The sequence below is a fragment of the Aromatoleum petrolei genome (genome assembly GCF_017894385.1).
GTDB lineage: Bacteria > Pseudomonadota > Gammaproteobacteria > Burkholderiales > Rhodocyclaceae > Aromatoleum > Aromatoleum petrolei.
In genome coordinates this window covers 4,337,625-4,355,207 of sequence record NZ_CP059560.1, presented here as the reverse complement: position 1 = coordinate 4,355,207, position 17,583 = coordinate 4,337,625, and the positions used below count along the sequence as shown (strand labels likewise).

Sequence of the window (17,583 nt, the reverse complement as noted above, 5' to 3'; positions counted from 1 at the left end):
GGAGGAACCGGACATGAGCGACACCACCAACGTCACCCGCAAGCCTGAGACGGCGGCCAGCGAGATGGCCCTGCTGCCGCCCGTCGACGTCATCGAGGATGCGGGCGGGATCACCCTGTACGCCGACCTGCCGGGCGTGCCGAAGGACAAGCTGAACCTGCAGATCGAAGGCGACACGCTGACGATAGAGGGCGAGATCAGTCTTGACGCGCCCGAGGGCATGGAATCGTCCCATGCCGAGGTGACGCTGCCCCGCTACCGCCGCGTGTTCACCCTGTCGAAGGAGCTCGATGCGAACAAGGTCTCGGCCGAGTTCAACCAGGGCGCGCTGAAGCTGCGCATCCCGAAAGCCGAGCACGCGCAGCCGCGCAAGATCGAAATCGCCGTGATGTAAGGCCTCTCCCGCGAAGCCTTGCCCCCGCAACGCCGGCCCGTCCCGGGCGAGCAATCGCCCGGCTCGGGCCGGTGTCATGTCTGCGCTCCACATCATCTGCCGCACACGTTCGGGGCGACGCAACTGCACGGATGACCCGTTTCATGACGTTTGACCGTGCATTTGCAATATTTGCGGTCTAGTCTTGTTGCATGACGCGCACGACATTTCCTGCATTCCAGGTGCCGTCTCCACTTTCCGTCACCCGACCCGGAGCATTGCCATGGAACAGATGGACACATACGGCCAGCTCGTCATGACCTACGCCACCGACATCGGTCTGAAAGTCGTCGCAGCAATCATCTTCTGGATCGTCGGCCGCTGGCTGATCGGACTCGCCGGGCGCCTGCTGCAGCAGGCGATGGAGCGCCAGAAGGTCGACCCGACGCTGATGCGCTACGTCGGCAGCTTCCTGTCGGTGACCCTGAACATCATCCTGGTCGTCGCCATCCTCGGCTACTTCGGCGTGCAGACCACCACCTTCGCCGCCCTGGTCGCCGGTATCGGCGTCGCCATCGGCGCGGCCTGGGGCGGACTGCTCGGCAACCTCGCCGCGGGCATCTTCGTCGTGGTGCTGCGCCCGTTCAAGGTCGGCGACTTCATCAGCGCGGCCGGCGTGATCGGCACCGTAAAGGAGATCGGCCTGTTCGCGACCGCGATCAACACCCCCGACAACGTCATGACCTTGGTGGGGAACGGCAAGGTATTCGGCGACACGATCCAGAACTTCACCGCCAACCCCTACCGCCGCGTCGAGCTGAAATGCCAGCTCGCGGGCAGCGCCGACCACCTCACCGCGATGCAATTGCTGCGCGAAAAGCTGCTCGCGGTACCGAACGTACTCGCCGACCCCGCGCCGGAAGTCGACATCCTCGAATTCAACCTCGTCGGCCCGGTGCTCGCCGTGCGCCCCTTCTGCCACAACGACCACTACTGGCAGGTGTATTTCGACGGCAACCGCGTCATCCGCGAGACTCTTGCGGCAGCCGGTTTCCCCGCGCCGATGCCGGCGCAGGTGGTGATCATGCAGCAACCGGGCGTCTGAGCGCGTGGGGGCGCGGGGGCGATGTGAGCCCCGCTAGCCGAGCTTCGCGCGCAGGTAGTCGAGCAGATTCCCCAGCGTCACGAGGCGGCCGTAGTCCGCCTCGGGGATGCTCACCTTCAGCTGCTCGCTGATCCCGATCAGGAAGTTGAGCCAGTCCATCGAATCGAGGTCGACCTGCTGGCGCAGCGGCCGGTCGTCGCGCAACTCGTCCGCCTCGACCTCGGGCGCGATGCCACGCAGGATCGCGATCACATTCGCGCGCAGTTCGGGATATTTCTCGGCCATCGCCTTCCCCTTGTTTGTCCCTGTCGCCCTTCCCGGTCACAACTCCTCGGGCCGTTGCAGTCGCTCGCGCAGTTCCGCGAGGAACAGCGCCCCGCGGTGCCCGTCCGAGACGCGGTGATCCGCCGCGAGGCTCGCGACGACGGTCGGCAGCGCGAGCAGCGCGCCGTCCTCAACCCACGGCCGCTCCATGATGCGGCCGAAGCCGACGAGCGCGACCTGCGGCGGGTAGATCACACCCATCACGGCTTCCACGCCCTGATCGCCGAGATTCGTCACGGTGATCGTCGGGTCCGACATCTCTGAGCTGCGCAGCGAACCGGCGCGCGTGCGCTTCACGAGATCGGCGAGCTCGCGCATCAGCTGGTCGAGCGGCTTGCTGCCGACGTCGTGCAGCGCGGGGGCGATCAGCCCGCCTTGGCGCAGCGAGATCGCGACGCCGATGTGCGCGGCCTGCACCGGCTCGAAACAGCCGTCGCGGAAGATGCCGTTCAGGTCGGGATACTGCGCGAGCGCCGCGGCGACGGCCTTCAGTTGCAGCACCGCCATCAGCAGACGCGCGGTGATCGGCCGCCCCTCGTTCGCCTGTGCGAGCCACCGCTGCGCGCGCGCCATCGGGATCGTCTCGACGAGGTAGTAATGCGGGATCTCGCGCTTCGAGCGGCTCATCGCCGCGGCGATTGCGCGGCGCATCTCGGCGTTCCTGTCGGCTTCGGGATGTGCCGCCGGAATGGCTTCGACGGCCTTCGGCGCGCCGGGCTGCGCGGCGGCCTCGACATCGGCCAGCGTCACCGCGCCACCGGGGCCGGAGCCCGTGAGGCGCGCGATATCCACCCCGAGCGCGTCGGCACGCTTGCGCGCAGCCGGCGAGATGCGCAGGCGGGCGCCTTCTGCGTGAACGGCCGCAGCGGCGGCCAGTGGCCGTCCTTCTCCCACGGCCGCAGCGCCCCCGGCCGCACGCCTCGCTTCCTTCCCGCCTGCCCGCGCGCCCTTCGACGGCGCCCCCTTCGGCGGTGCCTTTTCGCCGGGTTCGAGCAGGGTCGCCAACGCCGTGCCGACGGGAATCCGCTCCCCCGCCTCGACCAGCAGTTCATGCACGACGCCGTCCTGCCAGATCTCCACGTCGACCGCCGCCTTCGAGGTATCGACGATCGCGACGACCTGACCCTTGTGCACCGTGTCGCCGGGCTTCACCTTCCATTCGATGAGCTTGCCCTCGTCCATGTCGGCGCCGAGGGAGGGCAGCGTGAAGTCAAACATTGAGCATCTCCCTCACCGCCGCGACGATCTTCGCCGGCTGCGGCAGCGCCGCGTCTTCCATGTGCTTCGCGTAGGGGATCGGCACCTCCTCGCTGCACACGCGCACCGGTGGCGCATCGAGGTCGTAGAAGCAGTCCTCAACAATGCGCGCCATCACCTCCGCGGCCAGGCTGCCGCTGCGCCAGCCCTCGTCGACGATCAGCGCGCGGTGCGTGCGGCTCACCGACTCCTCGATGGTCTCCGTATCGAGCGGGCGCAGCACGCGCAGGTCGACGACCTCGACGTCGATGCCGTCGCGCGCGAGCTCGGCGGCGGCCTCCAGCGCCTTGGGCAGGCTGCCGCCGTAGGTGATGACGCTGACCTGGCTGCCGGGACGGCGGATCGCCGCGCGCTCGATGTCGCACCGCCAGTCCTCATTTGGCTCATCTCGCAGCTCGTCTTCCATGTTATAGAGCTGAGCGTGCTCGAAGATCACGACGGGATCGGGGTCGGCGAGCGCCGGGGCGAGCATGCCGCGCGCGTCGGCGATGGTCGCCGGGGCGAGGACGCGGATGCCGGGGATGTGGGCATACCAGTTCTCCAGGCTGTGCGAGTGCTGGGCCGCGAGCTGGCGCCCGGCGCCGGTGGCCATGCGGATCACCAGCGGCACCGACACCTGGCCGCCCGACATGTGGCGCAGCAGCGCGGCACTATTCACGATCTGGTCGAGCGCGAGCAGGCTGAAATTCACCGTCATGACCTCGACGATCGGGCGCATGCCACCCAGCGCCGCGCCGATGCCGGCGCCGACGAAGCCCAGTTCGGAGAGCGGCGTGTCGCGGATGCGCTCGGGGCCGAACTCGTCGTAGAAGCCCTTGGACACCGCATAGGTGCCGCCGTAGCGGCCCACGTCCTCGCCCATCAGGAATACGCGCGGATCACTCGTGAGCGCGTCGTGCAGCGCCTGGCGCATGGCCTCGCGGTAGCTGATTCTCATCGCTGCACTCCCGGTGTCGTGACGTCGCGCAGCAGGTCCTCGACCGGCTCCCACGGGGCCCCTTCTGCGAACGCGACCGCGGCGGCGACCTCCGCCTCGGCTTCCGCATCGAGGTCGAGGAAGCCGTCCTCGGTCAGCTCGCCCACGGCCTTCAGTTGCGCGGAGAAGCTGTGGATCGGCCCGCGCTTCTTCCATTCCTCGACCTCGGCCTTGTCGCGGTACAGCTCTGGGTCGAACATCGAGTGCGCGCGGAAGCGGAAGGTGCGGAACTCGACGAAGAAGGGGCCGCCCTCCTCGCGCACCTGCTGCGCGGCGCGGCGCGTCGCCTCATGCACCGCCAGCACGTCCATGCCGTCCACCTTCAGCGTCGGCACCTTGTAGCTCGCCGCCTTCACGCACAGCTCGGTCTGCGACTCCGAACGGTCGAGCGCGGTGCCCATCGCGTACAGGTTGTTCTCGCACAGGAAGAGCACCGGCAGCCGCCAAAGCGCCGCGAGGTTCATGCCTTCGTGGAACGCGCCCTCGGCGACCGCGCCCTCGCCGAAGAAGCACGCGGTGACGCGGCGGATGCCCTGCATGCGGTCCGCCAGCGCGAGCCCCACCGCCAGCGGCAGGCCGCCGCCGACGATGGCGTTGCCACCGTAGAAACGCCGCGATGCGTCGAAGAGGTGCATCGAGCCTCCCCGCCCGCGCGAGCAGCCGGCCGCCTTGCCGAACATCTCGGCCATGATCACATCCATCGGCACGCCGCGTAGCAGCGCGTGGCCGTGCTCACGGTAGGTCGCGACGACGTTGTCGTCCGCATCGAGCGCGTGCATCGCGCCGGTCGCGCAGGCCTCCTCGCCGATGTAGAGGTGCAGGAAGCCGCGGATCTTCTGCGCGCCGTAGAGCTCGGCGCACTTCTCCTCCATGCGGCGGATGCGCAGCATGTCGGCAAGGAGCTGCAGCTTGAACGGGCGTTCGGGGGCCGCCGCCTTCGGTTTGCGCGTCGCGTTCATGCGCCGGCCTCCAGCGTCGAGGTGTCCCCTTCCGGCAGACCCAGTTCGCGCGCCTTCAGCAGCCGGCGCATGATCTTGCCGCTGCGCGTGCGCGGCAGCGTCGTCGCGAAGTCGATCTCCTTGGGCGCGACCGCGGCGCCGAGCTTCCGGCGCGCATGTGCGAGGAGTTCCATGCGCAACGCCTCGCTCGGCTCATAGCCCTTCTTCAGCGACACGAAGGCCTTCACGATTTCGCCGACCATCTCGTCGGGCTTGCCAATCACGCCGGCTTCGGCGACCGCCGGGTGCTCCATCAGCACGCTTTCTACCTCGAAGGGGCCGATCAGGTGACCGGCCGACTTGATGACATCGTCCTTGCGCCCGACGAACCAGAAGTAACCGTCAGCGTCGCGCCGCGCGAGGTCGCCGGTGAGGTACCACACGCCCGAGAAGCACTTGCGGTAGCGTTCCTCGTTGTTCAGGTAGCCGCGCAGCATCGCCGGCCAGCCGCGCAGCAGTGCGAGTTCGCCCTCGACGTCGGGCTCATCGACGACCTCGACCAGGCCGTCCTTGCCTTCGCGCACGATCGCGGCCTCGACGCCTGGCAGCGGACGGCCCATCGAACCGGGCTTGATGTCCAGCGCCGGCACGTTGGCGATCATGATGCCGCCGGTCTCCGTCTGCCACCAGTTGTCGTGGATCGGCAAGCCCAGCACCTCCTTGCCCCACCACACGGCCTCGGGGTTGAGCGGCTCGCCGACGCTGGCGACGAAGCGCAGTTGCGGGAATTCGTAGCGTTTCGCGAGTTCCGGCCCCGCCTTCATCAACATGCGGATCGCGGTCGGCGCGGTGTACCAGACGGTGACTTTCTGCTCGTGCAGGATGCGGTACCAGCGCTCGGCGTCGAAGTCGCCCTCGTCGACGATGGAGGTCACGCCGTGCAGCAGCGGCGCGATGATGCCGTAGGAGGTGCCGGTGACCCAGCCGGGGTCGGCCGTGCACCAGAACACGTCGTTGGGATGCAGGTCGAGCGCGTAGAGGCCGGTCGCCCAGTGCGTCGCCACCGCGCCATGCACGTGCATCGCGCCCTTGGGCGTGCCCGTCGTGCCGCTCGTGAAATGCAGCAGCGCGAGCTCATCGGGGCGCGTCGGCACGGTGGGGAAGTCGTCCGAGGCCGCGGCCATCAGGCGCCCGAAGTCATGCGTGTCCGGCACCTCGGTGGTCGTGCCGTCGTCCGACACCAGCAGCACGTGGCGCAGCGTCGTCAGCTCGCCGCGGATCTTCGCCACCTTGCGTTGATACAGCAACTCGGTCGTCACCAGCACCGCGCCCTGGCCGATGTTCAGGCGCGTCGCGATCGGTTCGGGCCCGAAGGCCGAGAACAGCGGCGACACCGCGCAACCGGCGCGCAGGCCGCCCAGCACCGCGGCATAGAGCTCGGGGATGCGCCCGGTGAGCACGAACACGCGCTCGCCACGCACGACGTCGAGCCCGCGCAGCACGTTGGCGAAGCGTGCGGTGAGTTCCGCGAGATCGGCGTAGCTCAGGTCGCGCACGGCTCCGTCCTGGCCGAGGAAGCGGAATGCCAGGCGGTCGCGCAGCGGTCCGCCCGCGTGACGCACGACTGTCTCGTAGGCGATGTTGAGCGCCCCGCCGGGCAGGCCCGCGAGCGCCTCGCGCGCGAGGTCCCACGAGAAGGCACGCCGCGTCGCCTCGTAGTCGACGAGATTCGGCTGCGTCCGAAGTTCTGATGGCGCCTTGCGGATGATCGACGTCCGTTCCATCACTCCCTCCTCCGTTCAGTGCCGATGTATTTTTCAGCCCTTGATGCACACGAGCGGCAAGAGCCGCGCGACCTTCACCGCGAGCCCCGCGCGGTGGGCCGCATCGACGACCGCGCCGACGTCCTTGTAGGCGAGCGGCGCTTCCTCCGCGACGCCGCGGAAGCTCGGACTGCGGATCAGGATGCCGCGCGCGGCGAGCTCGTCTACGACGTTGCGGCCCTGCCAGCGGCGCAGCGCCTCGTTGCGGCTCATCGCACGGCCCGCGCCGTGGCAGGCCGAGCCGAAGGCGCGTTCCTCGGTGCCCGCGGCACCGGCGAGAATCCACGAGGCCGTGCCCATGCTGCCGCCGATCAGCACCGGCTGTCCGGCCTCGCGGTACTCGCGCGGCAGTTCCGCGTGACCGGGGCCGAAGGCACGGGTCGCGCCCTTGCGATGCACGAAGAGCCGCCGCCGCTCGTCGCCGACTCGGTGCGTCTCTTCCTTGCAGGTGTTGTGCGACACGTCGTAGAGGATGGACAGGCGCACGTGCGGAAAAACTTGGGCGAAGGCCTCGCGTGCGAGATGCGTGAGGATCTGCCGGTTCGCCAGCGCGCAGTTGATCCCTGCGCGCATTGCGCCGAGGTAACGCTGGCCGAGCGCCGACGTCAGAGGTGCGCACGCGAGTTCACGGTCCGGCAAAGCGATGCCCGCGGCCGGCGCCGCGATCACCATCTCGCGCAGGTAGTCGGTACCGATCTGGTGGCCGAGACCGCGCGAACCGCAGTGTATGCTGACGACGATGTCGCCCTTGGCCAGCCCGTAAGCCTTGGCAGCCGCCGCGTCGAACACCTCGTCGACGACCTGCACTTCGAGGTAATGGTTGCCCGAACCGAGCGTGCCCATCTCGTCGCGCTGGCGCTTCTTGGCCATGTCCGACACCGCGTGCGGATCGGCGCCGGCGACACAGCCCGACTCCTCGATGTGCGCGAGGTCGGCCTCGCTGCCATAACCTTCCTTCACCGCCCAGCGCGCGCCCCCCTTGAGCATCGCGTCCGTCTCCGGGCCGGACAGGCGCAGCGCGCCGGTGCTCCCCACGCCGGCCGGGATGCGCGCGAACAGCACGTCGGCGAGCCGCTTCTTGTGCGCCTCAAGGTCGGCCTGCTTGAGCCCGGTGTGCAGCGCGCGCACGCCGCAGGAGATGTCGAAACCGACGCCTCCCGCCGACACGACGCCGCCTTCGTCCGCATCGAAGGCCGCGACGCCGCCGATCGGGAAACCATATCCCCAATGCGCGTCGGGCATCGCATAGGAGGCAGTGACGATGCCCGGCAGGCTCGCGACGTTCGCGATCTGTTCGGCGACCTTTTCGTCCATCGCCTCCATCAGCTCGCGCGACGCGAAGATCACACCGGGCACGCGCATGCGTCCCGTCGCGGGCAGTTCCCACTCGTAGGGGCCACGTTGTTGGAATCTCCGGAGTTCCATCTTCCGCCTCCAAGCGTTTCGCAAGCCGGTTCAGCGCCTGAGCGCACGCAGTTGCTCGTACAACCGGCGCTCCTCATTGGACAGTCGCTCGGGCACCACGACGCGCAGCCGCAGCATCAGGTCGCCGCGGCCGCGATTGCCGAAGTCGGGCAGCCCCTTGTGGCGCAGGCGTAGCACCGTGTCGGGCTGCGTACCCGCCGGCACCTTGACGCTGGCCGGCCCGTCCAGCGTCGGCACTTCGATCTGCGTGCCGAGCACGGCGTCGGTCACCACCACATCCTGCACCCGCCACAGGTCGGCACCGTCACGTTCGAAACGCGGATCGGGGAGCGTGCGCACGATCACGAAGAGGTCGCCCGGCGGCCCGTTCGGCTCGGACGACGCGTAGCCGTGCCCGGGGATGCGCAACGCCATGCCCTCCTCGACGCCAACGGGGATCTTCACAGTGAGTTTTTCGGAGCGAGGCACCACCCCGCGGCCGTGGCATTCCTCGCAAGGGTGATCGATGAAGCTGCCGTGGCCCCCGCACTCCGGGCAAGCCGTCACCTGCTCGAACATCATCCCGCCCTCGCGACTCGTCCGCACCTGCCGTCCGCTGCCTTGGCAGGTCTCGCACACGCGCGGCGCCGTCCCGGGCTTTGCGCGCGCGCCCTTGCATACCGGGCATTGCACCGGATGGTCGACATGGACGATTTCCTCGCCACCCGTGAGCACGCGCTCGAGCGGCACGCGCAGCAGCACCTCCATGTTCTCGCCGCGCAGGGGGCCGCGTGGCCCACGAGCGCCCGGCCGACGACCACCGAAGAAACGGTCGAAGATGCCCCCACCGAAGTCGAAACCCAGCCCACCGAACAGGTTCTCGAAATCGATGCCGCCGAAGAGGTCTTCCGGCCGCACGCCCTTCAGCCCCTCGAACCCGCCCGCATCGTAGTCGGCGCGCTTCTTCGGGTCCGACAGCACCGCATAGGCCTCGGCGATTTCCTTGAAGCGCTCCTCCGCGCCCGGCTCCTTGTTGCGGTCGGGGTGGTATTTCAGCGCCAGCGCCCGGAACGCGTCCTTGATGGCCTTCGCGTCGGCCTCGCGCGGCACGCCGAGCACTTCGTAGTAATCACGTTTCGTGTCGGCCATGAGAGGATGATTTCCTCAGTGGTAGTCCGCATCGACCACGCGCCCGCCCGGCCCCGTCGCCCCGCCGGACGGTCCCGAACCGCCCGAGCCGCCCGGCGGCGTGTAACGCGTCTCCTGGTACGGCCCGCTGCCCGGCGGCTGGGTCTGCACGTACAGCATCGTGCCGGCCTCCTTCAGCACCTTGCGCAACGCCTCGACCCTCTCCTTCACCGCCGCCACGTCACGCCGGCCCAGCGCGTCGCGCGTCTCGCGGCGCGCCTGCTCGATGCGGTCCTTGATCTCCTGCGTGAGCTTGTCGGGGAAGTCCGCGATCATCTTGTCGGCCTGGTAGCACAGACCGTCCGCATCGTTGAAGACCTCTGCCTCCTCGCGCCGCTTCTTGTCGGCCTCGGCGTACTGCTCGGCCTCGCGCACCATGCGCTCCTTCACGTCGCCCGCGAGCCGCGTCGAACCGCTGATGCGCACCGACTGGCTGCGCCCGGTCGCGAGGTCCTTCGCCGAAACGTTGAGGATGCCGCTCGCGTCGATGTCGAAGGTGACCTCGATCTTCGGCACGCCGCGCGGCGCCGGCGGGATGCCGTCGAGGTTGAATTCGCCCAGGCTCACGTTGTCCGCCGCCATCGCCCGCTCGCCCTGGAAGACGTGGATCGTCACCGAGGTCTGCATGTCCGCCGCGGTCGTGAAGCTTTCGGTCTTCTTCACAGGCACCGGCGTGTTGCGGCTGATCAGCGCGGTCGCGACGCCACCCAGGGTCTCGACCCCGAGCGTCAGCGGCGTGACGTCGACCAGCACGATGTCCTGCACCTCGCCCGTCAACACGCCGGCCTGGATCGCCGCGCCGCTCGCGACGCACTCCATCGGGTCGACACCCATCTCGGCCTTGCGCCCGAGCATCTCCTCGAAGAAGGCGCGCACGGCCGGCATGCGCGTCGGGCCACCGACGAACACGATGCGATCGACCTGCTGCGAGCTGATCCCCGCGTCGCGCAGCGCCTGTTCGACCGGCCCGCGGCAGCGCTCGATTGTCGGGCGCACGAGGCGCTCGAGGTCCGCCCGGCCGAGATCCATCTCGAGGTGCTTGGGTTCGCCGCCTGCGACGCCGATGTAGGGGAGCGACAGGTGCGTCGTTACATTGTTCGACAGCTCGATCTTCGCAATCTCTGCCGCCTCCAGCAGGCGCGCGGCCGCCTTGACGTCGCGCCGGCAGTCGATGCCGCTCTGCTCGTAGAAGCGTTGCGCGAGCGCCTCGAAAATCGCCTGGTTCATGTCCGTGCCGCCGAGGCGCGTGTCGCCGCTCGTCGAGCGCACCTCGAACACGCCCTTGCCGAACTCCATGATCGTCACGTCCAGCGTGCCGCCGCCGAGGTCGATCACCGCGATGCGCAGTTCCTGCTCCACTCGGTCGAGCCCGTAGGCGAGCGAGGCCGCAGTCGGCTCGTTGACGAGGCGCACGACCTCCAGCCCTGCGATTCCCGCGGCGTCCTTGGTCGCGCTGCGCTGGTTGTCGTCGAAATAGGCCGGCACGGTGACGACGGCCTTCGCCACCGGCTCGCCGAGGAAGGCCTCCGCGTCGCGCTTGATCTTCTGCAGCAGGAAGGCGGAAAGCTGCTCCGGCGAAAACTCGCGGTCGCGCAAGCGGATGCGCTCGCGCGTGCCCATGCGGCGCTTGAACGCCGTCGTCGTGCCTTCCGGGTTCGCCGCCGCCTGGCGCCGCGCCGGCTCGCCGATCAGCATCTGCCCGTCGGCGGTGACGGCGACGTAGCTCGGAAACGCCTTGCCGCCGAGACTCACACCCTCGGCACTGGGAATCAGAACCGGACGTCCACCGCGCAGCACCGCCGCGGCCGAGTTGGACGTTCCCAGATCGATGCCGATGATTGCCATGGCACTACCTCCCTGGATGTGATCATCACCGAATGGCGCCAGTCCGTCCGTGCCCCGACACCGAAGATGCGCGACGTGCGCCTGTCATGTTCAGGATAGCCAAAACCGGGGGGCATGGCTCCCACATCCACCACACATTGTACGAGTCAGCCGCAGGCGGGATGGGGCTCGGCCTTGAACTCACAGAACGATACCCCCTTCACCTCGGCCACGCACGCCGAGATCCGCCTCATGTGCAAGGCTTTACCAAGCCGTCCATGTATCGACACCGCGGGGCCGCGCCGGCGACGCACGGTCGGCCATCACTGTCTATTCCGATCATTGGACGATGTCATGGGTGACGGGGATGCGAGCGAATGTAGAGACCGCCAAGAGGGAGCTGCGCATCGCATCGGGCGCGGCGGTGATCGAGGGCATGCATATGGGTCTCAATCGTCCGCACCGCGCGCACGTCCTCGCCGTACGCGGCGGGCTCGGCGAGAAAACCGCACTTCGGACCGTTCCCGATTTTGCCGCCAGTCAGGTTCTCGGTCCTCGTCATCGCGTTTCGGTTTCCGGCAAAAGCCCCTTTTAGGCATAGCCGACAAATCATCGAACATATGACATCCGTCAAAGCGGACCGATCGGCGGATTGCTAAACAGAAAATGATGGCAGGCGGCTTCGATGCCCTGCCCGCCGCACCCCAACCGCCGGCTTCACCGCAGGTTCTCGGAGGTCATCATGTCTCGCCACGCCAAAGCCACCTCTTCGCGTCCGGTTCGCCACGACCGGCTGATCCAGGAACAGCGTCACGACCCCTACGCCGACCGCGGCAAACCCGCCGAGCCGGCCGCCTGCCCTGAATGCGGAGCGGTCTTTCACGGGGGCCGTTGGCGCGGCGGCGCGACCACGCCGGATGCGCGTGCGCGCCTGTGCCCGGCGTGCAAGCGGATGCGCGATAACCTCCCGGCCGGCATCGTTCTGGTCGGCGGCGATTTCGACCCCGCCGAGAAGGACGAATACCTGAGCCTGATCGAACACACGGCGCAAGCGGAAAGGGGCGAACATCCGATCGAGCGCATCATGGAGATCGTCGACGAAGACGGCGGCCTCGTGATCACGACGACCGGCGTGCATCTCGCGCGCCGCATCGGCGAGGCGCTGCAGCATGCCCATCGCGGCCAGCTCGAGTTCCGCTACGGCGAATCGGAAAACTTCGTGCGAGTCTACTTCTGGCACTGAGCGTCGCGCCCTTCCTACTCGCGCGCGGCCCATGGGACGCTCGCCGGCACAGTGGCAACCGTGCAGTCGGTGGTCAGAATCAGATCGGCCACCGACACTGCGTTCTGCAGCGCGGTACGCGTGACCTTGCAGGGGTCGAGCACGCCCATCGCGAGCAGGTCGCCGTAGTCGCCGCTCGCGGCGTTGAAGCCGAAGCCTCCTTCGCCCGCGCCGACGCGGTCGATCACCACCGAGGCCTCGACGCCGGTGTTTTCGGCAAGCTGACGCATCGGCTCCTCAAGCGCACGCCGCAGGATGTCGATACCGCAGTCCTGATCGCGGTTGTCCCCGCGCAGACCGGCCAGCGCCTCTCGCGCGCGCAGCAGCGCCACACCCCCGCCGGGCAGCACGCCCTCGGCGATCGCGGCGCTCGTCGCATGCAGCGCGTCGTCGACGCGCGCGCGGCGCTCCTTCATCTCGGTCTCGGTCGCCCCGCCTACCTTCAGTAGCGCCACCCCACCCGCGAGCCGCGCCAGGCGCAGCCGCAGCATTTCGCGCTCGGGCTCGCCGGCGGCACGCGCGAGTTCGCCGCGGAGCAGCGCCAGCCGTGCTTCGAGGCGCGCGGGGCCGCCGCCGCCGATGAGGGTGCAGCTGTCGCGGTCGACCTCCACCCGCCGGACACTGCCGAGCTGGGCGAGCCCCGCCTGCTGAGGCGCGAGCCCCGTCGCCTCGCTGATGACCGTCGCGCCCGTCAGGGCCGCGATGTCCTCCAGCATCGCCGCGCGCAGCTCGCCGAATTCGGGCGCCCTCACTGCACAGGCCTTCAGCGTGCCGCGCACGTTATTGACGACCAACATGGCCAATGCGTCACCCTCGACCTCATCGGCGACGAGCAGCAGCGGACGACCGCTCTGCGCCACCGTCTCGAGCACCGGCAGCAGCTCGCCCATTGCCGACAGCTTGCGCTCGCACAGCATCAGGAGCGCCTCCTCCAGCACGACGCGCGCCCCCTCTTCGGTGTTGATGAAGTAGGGCGACAGATAGCCGCGCGCGAATCGCGTGCCCTCGACGACCTCAATCTCGCTCGCTAAGGCCGAGCCCTCGTCGACCGTCACCACGCCGTCACGCCCGACCCGATCCAGGGCCTCGGCGATCAGCTCGCCGACGCTCGCGTCGTTGTTGGCCGAGATCGATGCGACCTGCGCGAATTCGCGCCGCGTCGCGCACGGTCGCGCCATCGCCTGCAGTGCCGCGGCAACGCGACTGCTCGCCTTCTCGATGCCGCGCTTCAAATCCATGGGATTCATGCCCGCGGTCACGTGCTTCATGCCCTCGCGCACGATTGCAGCCGCGAGCAGCATTGCCGTGGTCGTGCCGTCGCCGGCGAGCTCCGAGGTCCGCGCGGCGGCCTGTCGGACGAGCCCGACGCCCATGTTCTCGAACGGGTCGGCGAGCTCGATCGAGCGGGCGACCACCACGCCGGAGTTGATGACGATGGGCGGGCCGTGGGGCTGTTCGAGCAGGACGGTGCGCGCGCGCGGCCCGAGCGTCTCCTTGACCGCATCGACCAGCACCGACATGCCGCGCACGATGCCTGATGAAACAAGACCTGCTTTGCCGCCATGTCGCACTCTCCCTAGTCGTGGCCGTCCGCAGGCAGGCCGTTCAGCACTTCAGCCAGGCCAGCAAGACCGCCAGCGGACGTGTGTTCAGCACGTCCTTGGCTTCCAGCCAGCCTCGCCGCGCTTGCCCGACGCCGAAACGCAGATTGTCGAAGTCGCGCACGCTGTGCGCATCCGAATTGATCGCCACCGGCACCCCCTCGTCGCGCGCGGCCATGCACCAGGTGTCGAGCAGGTCGAGCCGCGTGGGGTGGGCATTGAGCTCGAGGGCGCAGCCGCGCTCGCGCGCACGGCGGATCACGCGAGACATATCCACGTCGTAGGGGTCGCGCTCGTCGAGCACGCGCCCGGTCGGGTGCGCGAGCAGCGTGAAGTGGCGGCTCTCCATTGCGCGCAGTATGCGCTCGGTCTGGCGCGTGCGCGGCAGATCGAACCGCGAATGCACCGCTCCGACCACCACGTCGAGCCGCGCGAGGATAGCGTCCGGCAGGTCGAGGCTGCCGTCCTCGAGGATGTCGACCTCGATGCCCTTGAGCATGCGGATGCCCGTGAGCGTCTCGTTCAGCCGTTCGATCTCGTCGATCTGGCGCGCGAGGCCGGCCGCGTCGAGGCCGTGCGCCATCGCGAGGCGACGCGAATGCTCGGTGATCGCGAGGTATTCGAGTCCCGCATCGCGTGCAGCCAGCGCCATCTCGCGCAGGCTGTTGTGGCCGTCGGTCGCACGCGTGTGGGCGTGAAGATCGCCGCGCAGGTCCTCGCGGCGCACCAAATGCGGCAGCCGCCCGCGACGCGCGGCCTCGATCTCGCCGCGGTCCTCGCGCAACTCCGGCGGAATCCACGCGAGGCCCAGAACCCGATACACGGATTCCTCGGTCTCGCCCGCGATGCGCTGGTCGCCGCGGAACACGCCATACTCGTTGAGCTTCAGCCCGACCGCGATGGCGCCGCGGCGCAGCGCGACGTTGTGCGCGCGCGAGCCGGTGAAGTAGCACAGCGCCGCGCCGTAGCTCTCCGGCGCGACGACCCGCAGGTCGACCTGCAGACCGCAGCGCAGCACCACGCTCGCGCGCGTGTTGCCCTGCGCGAGCACCTCCCGAACCTCGTCGTAGGTCACGAAGGCTTCGGTCACGGCATTGCCGGCGGCGGCGATCACGAGGATGTCGAGATCGCCCACCGTCTCGCGCATGCGGCGGAAACTGCCCGCGACTTCGACCCGCTCGACCCCCTCGACGCGGCGCAGATAGGCAACCATCCCTTCGGCATACTGCGCGGCCGTGGCGAGCTTGAAGCGCCGCTCGCGGGCGAGGTGCACCTCGGCGGCCTCCAGGATCCTGCGCTCGGTCTTTTCGCCGAAGCCGGGCAGTACCCGGATGCGCCCGTCGCGAGCGGCACGGCACAGCTGCTCGGTGGTCTGCACGTCGAGATCGTGCCAAAGGGCACGCACCCGCTTCGGCCCCAGACCGGGAATGTGCAACAGCTCGGCGATCGCGGGCGGCAATTCGCCGTGCAGGCGATCAAGCTGGGCGCAATGGCCGGTTACGACGATTTCGCGAATTTTAGCCGTCAGATCGTTGCCGATGCCGGGCAAGGCGGTCAGATCCTCGCCGTCCGCGAGCATCTGGCGCAGATCGCGCCCGAACTCGCCGAGCACCTGCGCCGCGCGCCGATAGGCACGGATCCGGAAAGGATTCGCGTCCTCGATCTCCAGTAGGTCGGCGATCTCGCCGAAGATCGCCGCGATGTCGGCATTGTGCAGCGGCATGGCATCCTCCTGCGGGAGTGGCCGTCTGCAGCCCGACGCGGATCTGCCACTCCAATCGGAAAGCGTATTCCCGGCACGCGCAGGCCGGTTGACGCGGGTCAATCCGAGTGCATTTGGGGTGCCCTTCACGTCTTCTCGACGACGGTGACGTTGGCCATCGAAGCTTTGGCTCGCGCACCCGTACTCCGGCCGGAGCAAACGCGCGCGTCGTTGATCATCACCGGAACGAGAAGAAAGATCATGGCACTGATGATCTGCGCTTTGGGGGCGACGGCGACCACGACCCCGTCCCGCGCTCAGCCGCGGCGCAGCCGCGGCACGCCGGCGGCTTGCTCGACGCGCGTGCTGCCGTGCGGGCCGCGGTCAACGCGGCGGCCGGGCAAAACAACCAAAATGCACCGGCTGGCAAGATCGTGCTTGCCATCTTCGAGGCTCGAAAGATGCGTTCCGGGCAGTCCGGTGCGGCAACCTCCCGCCCCGGGAAAAGGCTGTTCGGGCGGCATCGCTCAGACATCGACGACGCATTGCGCGAGCCAGCCGCCTGCAGCACCGTGCTCGACCCGCAGTTCGCAGAACGATGCCCCCTTCACCTCCGCCGCCGGCTGGTGGCGGGCGACCTCCACCGGCTCGCCCCAAGCCGTCGCCGCGAGGCGGCAACCGCCGGCATCCGAGTCGACTGTCAGCTCGAAGCGTGAGAACAGCATACGGCGCGTGGCCATGTGGAACACCAGCGCATTGAGCCAATCGACCAGCAGGAGCTCGCGATCGGGCGCCGCGCAGGCAATGCCGACCGGATCGCGCGGCACGACGACGGCCGGGTCGCAGATCACCGCAGTCATTGCCGTCGCCGCACCGGCGAAGGCCTCGGCGAGCGTATCGCCGGTGCCGCGCACGCCGACGTCGGCCTCGTGCTCGAAGGTGCTCCATGCCATTCCGCTGCCCTCCAGATCGTGCGCCGCACCGTTCCGGGTGCGCGCCCCTGCTATGATATTTTAGTAAGTTGCGCGGCAATACGTTGGCGCTGCGATGATTTCGGCCGCGCATACGACCGCAGGCCGCCGGACTGTTTGCCGCACACCATCAGGAGAGAGACCCCATGCGCATCCGCTTCCCCTGGCATCTCCTAGCCGCCGTCGCGACCGGCCTCGTCGTCGCCGCCTGTGGCGTCGCCCCGACCGTGGAACCGGGAGCCGACGCCAAGGCGGAACATTTCGTCTACAAGGGCGGCAACGTAGCCGCCACGCAACGCGGCGCAGAGTGCGAACTCACGCTGCGCGGGACACTCACGCCCGAGGCCGTTTCCGCGCTGCGACTGGCCAGCGATGCGCTTGCGAAGCGTTCGTGCCGCGGCAAGGCCGTGACCCTCGATGTCGCCGACGGCAGCGTCGGCGCCGCGATCACCGTCGGCTCGATGCTGCGCAACCGCGGCTTCAACACCCGCGTCGCCCCGGGCAGTACCTGCCACACGCTGTGCCTGCTGGTGTTCGTCGCCGGCTCCCAACGCGAGGTCGGGACGAATGCGCGGCTCGGCTTCTCGCAGATCCCGCCCGACGAGGACTTCGGCCGCGCGAACTGCGACACCGAACTCGACAACCGCCAGATGCTCAACCTCGCCCGCTACCTGCGCGCGATGCTGCCCGGCCTGACCGCCGACTACATGCTGCAGCAGATCCGCGCCACCGATTGCCGCAGCGTGCGCCCGCTGCCCGCGAGCGACGCCGTCACGGCAGGACTCGCGACCAAGGGCTAAAAAGGGGGGAAGACC

Annotated in this window: 17 protein-coding genes; 5 read left to right on the top strand and 12 right to left on the bottom strand. The window is 68.7% G+C overall.

Annotated features, from left to right (window positions below; translation table 11 throughout):
* Positions 1–13: 13 nt before the first annotated feature.
* Complete coding sequence (locus ToN1_RS19935) at positions 14–394, top strand: Hsp20/alpha crystallin family protein (RefSeq protein ID WP_169205141.1); 381 nt, start codon at positions 14–16, stop codon at positions 392–394.
* A gap of 262 nt (positions 395–656) precedes the next feature.
* Positions 657–1,478, top strand: coding sequence for a mechanosensitive ion channel family protein (locus tag ToN1_RS19930; RefSeq protein WP_169205140.1), 822 nt, complete (start codon positions 657–659; stop codon positions 1,476–1,478).
* Between the two features lie 33 nt (positions 1,479–1,511).
* Here the strand turns inward: ToN1_RS19930 and ToN1_RS19925 are convergent, their stop codons facing one another.
* Genes ToN1_RS19925 through dnaK form a run of 8 tightly spaced genes read right to left on the bottom strand, consistent with a single transcriptional unit; the run spans position 1,512 to position 11,233 of the window.
* Complete coding sequence (locus ToN1_RS19925) at positions 1,512–1,763, bottom strand: acyl carrier protein (protein WP_169205139.1); 252 nt, start codon at positions 1,761–1,763, stop codon at positions 1,512–1,514.
* Between the two features lie 36 nt (positions 1,764–1,799).
* Positions 1,800–3,020 carry a dihydrolipoamide acetyltransferase family protein gene (locus ToN1_RS19920; RefSeq protein ID WP_169205138.1) on the bottom strand — a complete coding sequence of 407 codons (1,221 nt, stop codon included), beginning with the start codon at positions 3,018–3,020 and terminating at the stop codon, positions 1,800–1,802.
* Positions 3,013–3,996, bottom strand: coding sequence for an alpha-ketoacid dehydrogenase subunit beta (locus tag ToN1_RS19915; RefSeq protein WP_169205137.1), 984 nt, complete (start codon positions 3,994–3,996; stop codon positions 3,013–3,015). The genes ToN1_RS19920 and ToN1_RS19915 overlap by 8 nt, the downstream gene beginning before the upstream one ends.
* A complete protein-coding gene (pdhA, locus tag ToN1_RS19910; RefSeq protein WP_169205136.1) occupies positions 3,993–4,994 on the bottom strand; it encodes a pyruvate dehydrogenase (acetyl-transferring) E1 component subunit alpha in 1,002 nt (333 codons plus the stop codon). Before pdhA ends, ToN1_RS19915 begins: the two co-directional genes overlap by 4 nt.
* Positions 4,991–6,757, bottom strand: coding sequence for an acetate--CoA ligase (acsA, locus tag ToN1_RS19905; RefSeq protein ID WP_169205135.1), 1,767 nt, complete (start codon positions 6,755–6,757; stop codon positions 4,991–4,993). The genes pdhA and acsA overlap by 4 nt, the downstream gene beginning before the upstream one ends.
* Positions 6,758–6,790: 33 nt before the next feature.
* Positions 6,791–8,221 (bottom strand): RtcB family protein, encoded by a 1,431-nt coding sequence (locus ToN1_RS19900; protein WP_169205134.1) that lies wholly within the window; start codon positions 8,219–8,221, stop codon positions 6,791–6,793.
* 30 nt (positions 8,222–8,251) lie between these two features.
* The gene (locus ToN1_RS19895) at positions 8,252–9,349 is read right to left on the bottom strand and encodes a DnaJ C-terminal domain-containing protein (RefSeq protein WP_169205133.1); all 1,098 of its coding nucleotides are present in this window, start codon (positions 9,347–9,349) and stop codon (positions 8,252–8,254) included.
* A 15-nt stretch (positions 9,350–9,364) separates the two neighbouring features.
* A complete protein-coding gene (gene dnaK, locus ToN1_RS19890) occupies positions 9,365–11,233 on the bottom strand; it encodes a molecular chaperone DnaK (RefSeq protein ID WP_169205132.1) in 1,869 nt (622 codons plus the stop codon).
* Positions 11,234–11,561: 328 nt separating this feature from the next.
* Here dnaK and ToN1_RS19885 point away from each other — a divergent pair, with 328 nt between their 5' ends.
* Both ToN1_RS19885 and ToN1_RS19880 read left to right on the top strand, forming a co-directional pair.
* Positions 11,562–11,807 (top strand): hypothetical protein, encoded by a 246-nt coding sequence (locus tag ToN1_RS19885; protein ID WP_169205131.1) that lies wholly within the window; start codon positions 11,562–11,564, stop codon positions 11,805–11,807.
* Between the two features lie 147 nt (positions 11,808–11,954).
* Positions 11,955–12,455, top strand: coding sequence for a BCAM0308 family protein (locus ToN1_RS19880; protein WP_169205130.1), 501 nt, complete (start codon positions 11,955–11,957; stop codon positions 12,453–12,455).
* 14 nt (positions 12,456–12,469) lie between these two features.
* Here the strand turns inward: ToN1_RS19880 and groL are convergent, their stop codons facing one another.
* From groL to ToN1_RS19860, 4 genes are all read right to left on the bottom strand, one after another.
* Complete coding sequence (gene groL, locus ToN1_RS19875) at positions 12,470–14,014, bottom strand: chaperonin GroEL (protein WP_244861075.1); 1,545 nt, start codon at positions 14,012–14,014, stop codon at positions 12,470–12,472.
* 85 nt (positions 14,015–14,099) lie between these two features.
* On the bottom strand, positions 14,100–15,818 hold the full coding sequence (polX, locus tag ToN1_RS19870) for a DNA polymerase/3'-5' exonuclease PolX (RefSeq protein ID WP_169205129.1): 1,719 nt from the start codon (positions 15,816–15,818) through the stop codon (positions 14,100–14,102).
* 125 nt (positions 15,819–15,943) lie between these two features.
* On the bottom strand, positions 15,944–16,099 hold the full coding sequence (locus ToN1_RS19865; RefSeq protein WP_169205128.1) for a hypothetical protein: 156 nt from the start codon (positions 16,097–16,099) through the stop codon (positions 15,944–15,946).
* A 225-nt stretch (positions 16,100–16,324) separates the two neighbouring features.
* Positions 16,325–16,750 (bottom strand): archease, encoded by a 426-nt coding sequence (locus ToN1_RS19860; protein ID WP_169205127.1) that lies wholly within the window; start codon positions 16,748–16,750, stop codon positions 16,325–16,327.
* 164 nt (positions 16,751–16,914) lie between these two features.
* On the opposite strand from ToN1_RS19860, the gene ToN1_RS19855 reads away from it, so the two are divergent.
* The gene (locus tag ToN1_RS19855) at positions 16,915–17,568 is read left to right on the top strand and encodes a COG3904 family protein (RefSeq protein ID WP_169205126.1); all 654 of its coding nucleotides are present in this window, start codon (positions 16,915–16,917) and stop codon (positions 17,566–17,568) included.
* Positions 17,569–17,583 lie beyond the last annotated feature (15 nt).

Coding starts and splice junctions, on each gene's coding strand:
- ToN1_RS19935 (WP_169205141.1), top strand. CDS start 14: ATGAGCGACACCACCAACGTCACCCGCAAGCCTGAGACGGCGGCCAGC.
- ToN1_RS19930 (WP_169205140.1), top strand. CDS start 657: ATGGAACAGATGGACACATACGGCCAGCTCGTCATGACCTACGCCACC.
- ToN1_RS19925 (WP_169205139.1), bottom strand. CDS start 1,763: ATGGCCGAGAAATATCCCGAACTGCGCGCGAATGTGATCGCGATCCTG.
- ToN1_RS19920 (WP_169205138.1), bottom strand. CDS start 3,020: ATGTTTGACTTCACGCTGCCCTCCCTCGGCGCCGACATGGACGAGGGC.
- ToN1_RS19915 (WP_169205137.1), bottom strand. CDS start 3,996: ATGAGAATCAGCTACCGCGAGGCCATGCGCCAGGCGCTGCACGACGCG.
- pdhA (WP_169205136.1), bottom strand. CDS start 4,994: ATGAACGCGACGCGCAAACCGAAGGCGGCGGCCCCCGAACGCCCGTTC.
- acsA (WP_169205135.1), bottom strand. CDS start 6,757: ATGGAACGGACGTCGATCATCCGCAAGGCGCCATCAGAACTTCGGACG.
- ToN1_RS19900 (WP_169205134.1), bottom strand. CDS start 8,221: ATGGAACTCCGGAGATTCCAACAACGTGGCCCCTACGAGTGGGAACTG.
- ToN1_RS19895 (WP_169205133.1), bottom strand. CDS start 9,349: ATGGCCGACACGAAACGTGATTACTACGAAGTGCTCGGCGTGCCGCGC.
- dnaK (WP_169205132.1), bottom strand. CDS start 11,233: ATGGCAATCATCGGCATCGATCTGGGAACGTCCAACTCGGCCGCGGCG.
- ToN1_RS19885 (WP_169205131.1), top strand. CDS start 11,562: ATGTCATGGGTGACGGGGATGCGAGCGAATGTAGAGACCGCCAAGAGG.
- ToN1_RS19880 (WP_169205130.1), top strand. CDS start 11,955: ATGTCTCGCCACGCCAAAGCCACCTCTTCGCGTCCGGTTCGCCACGAC.
- groL (WP_244861075.1), bottom strand. CDS start 14,014: ATGTCGGTGCTGGTCGATGCGGTCAAGGAGACGCTCGGGCCGCGCGCG.
- polX (WP_169205129.1), bottom strand. CDS start 15,818: ATGCCGCTGCACAATGCCGACATCGCGGCGATCTTCGGCGAGATCGCC.
- ToN1_RS19860 (WP_169205127.1), bottom strand. CDS start 16,750: ATGGCATGGAGCACCTTCGAGCACGAGGCCGACGTCGGCGTGCGCGGC.
- ToN1_RS19855 (WP_169205126.1), top strand. CDS start 16,915: ATGCGCATCCGCTTCCCCTGGCATCTCCTAGCCGCCGTCGCGACCGGC.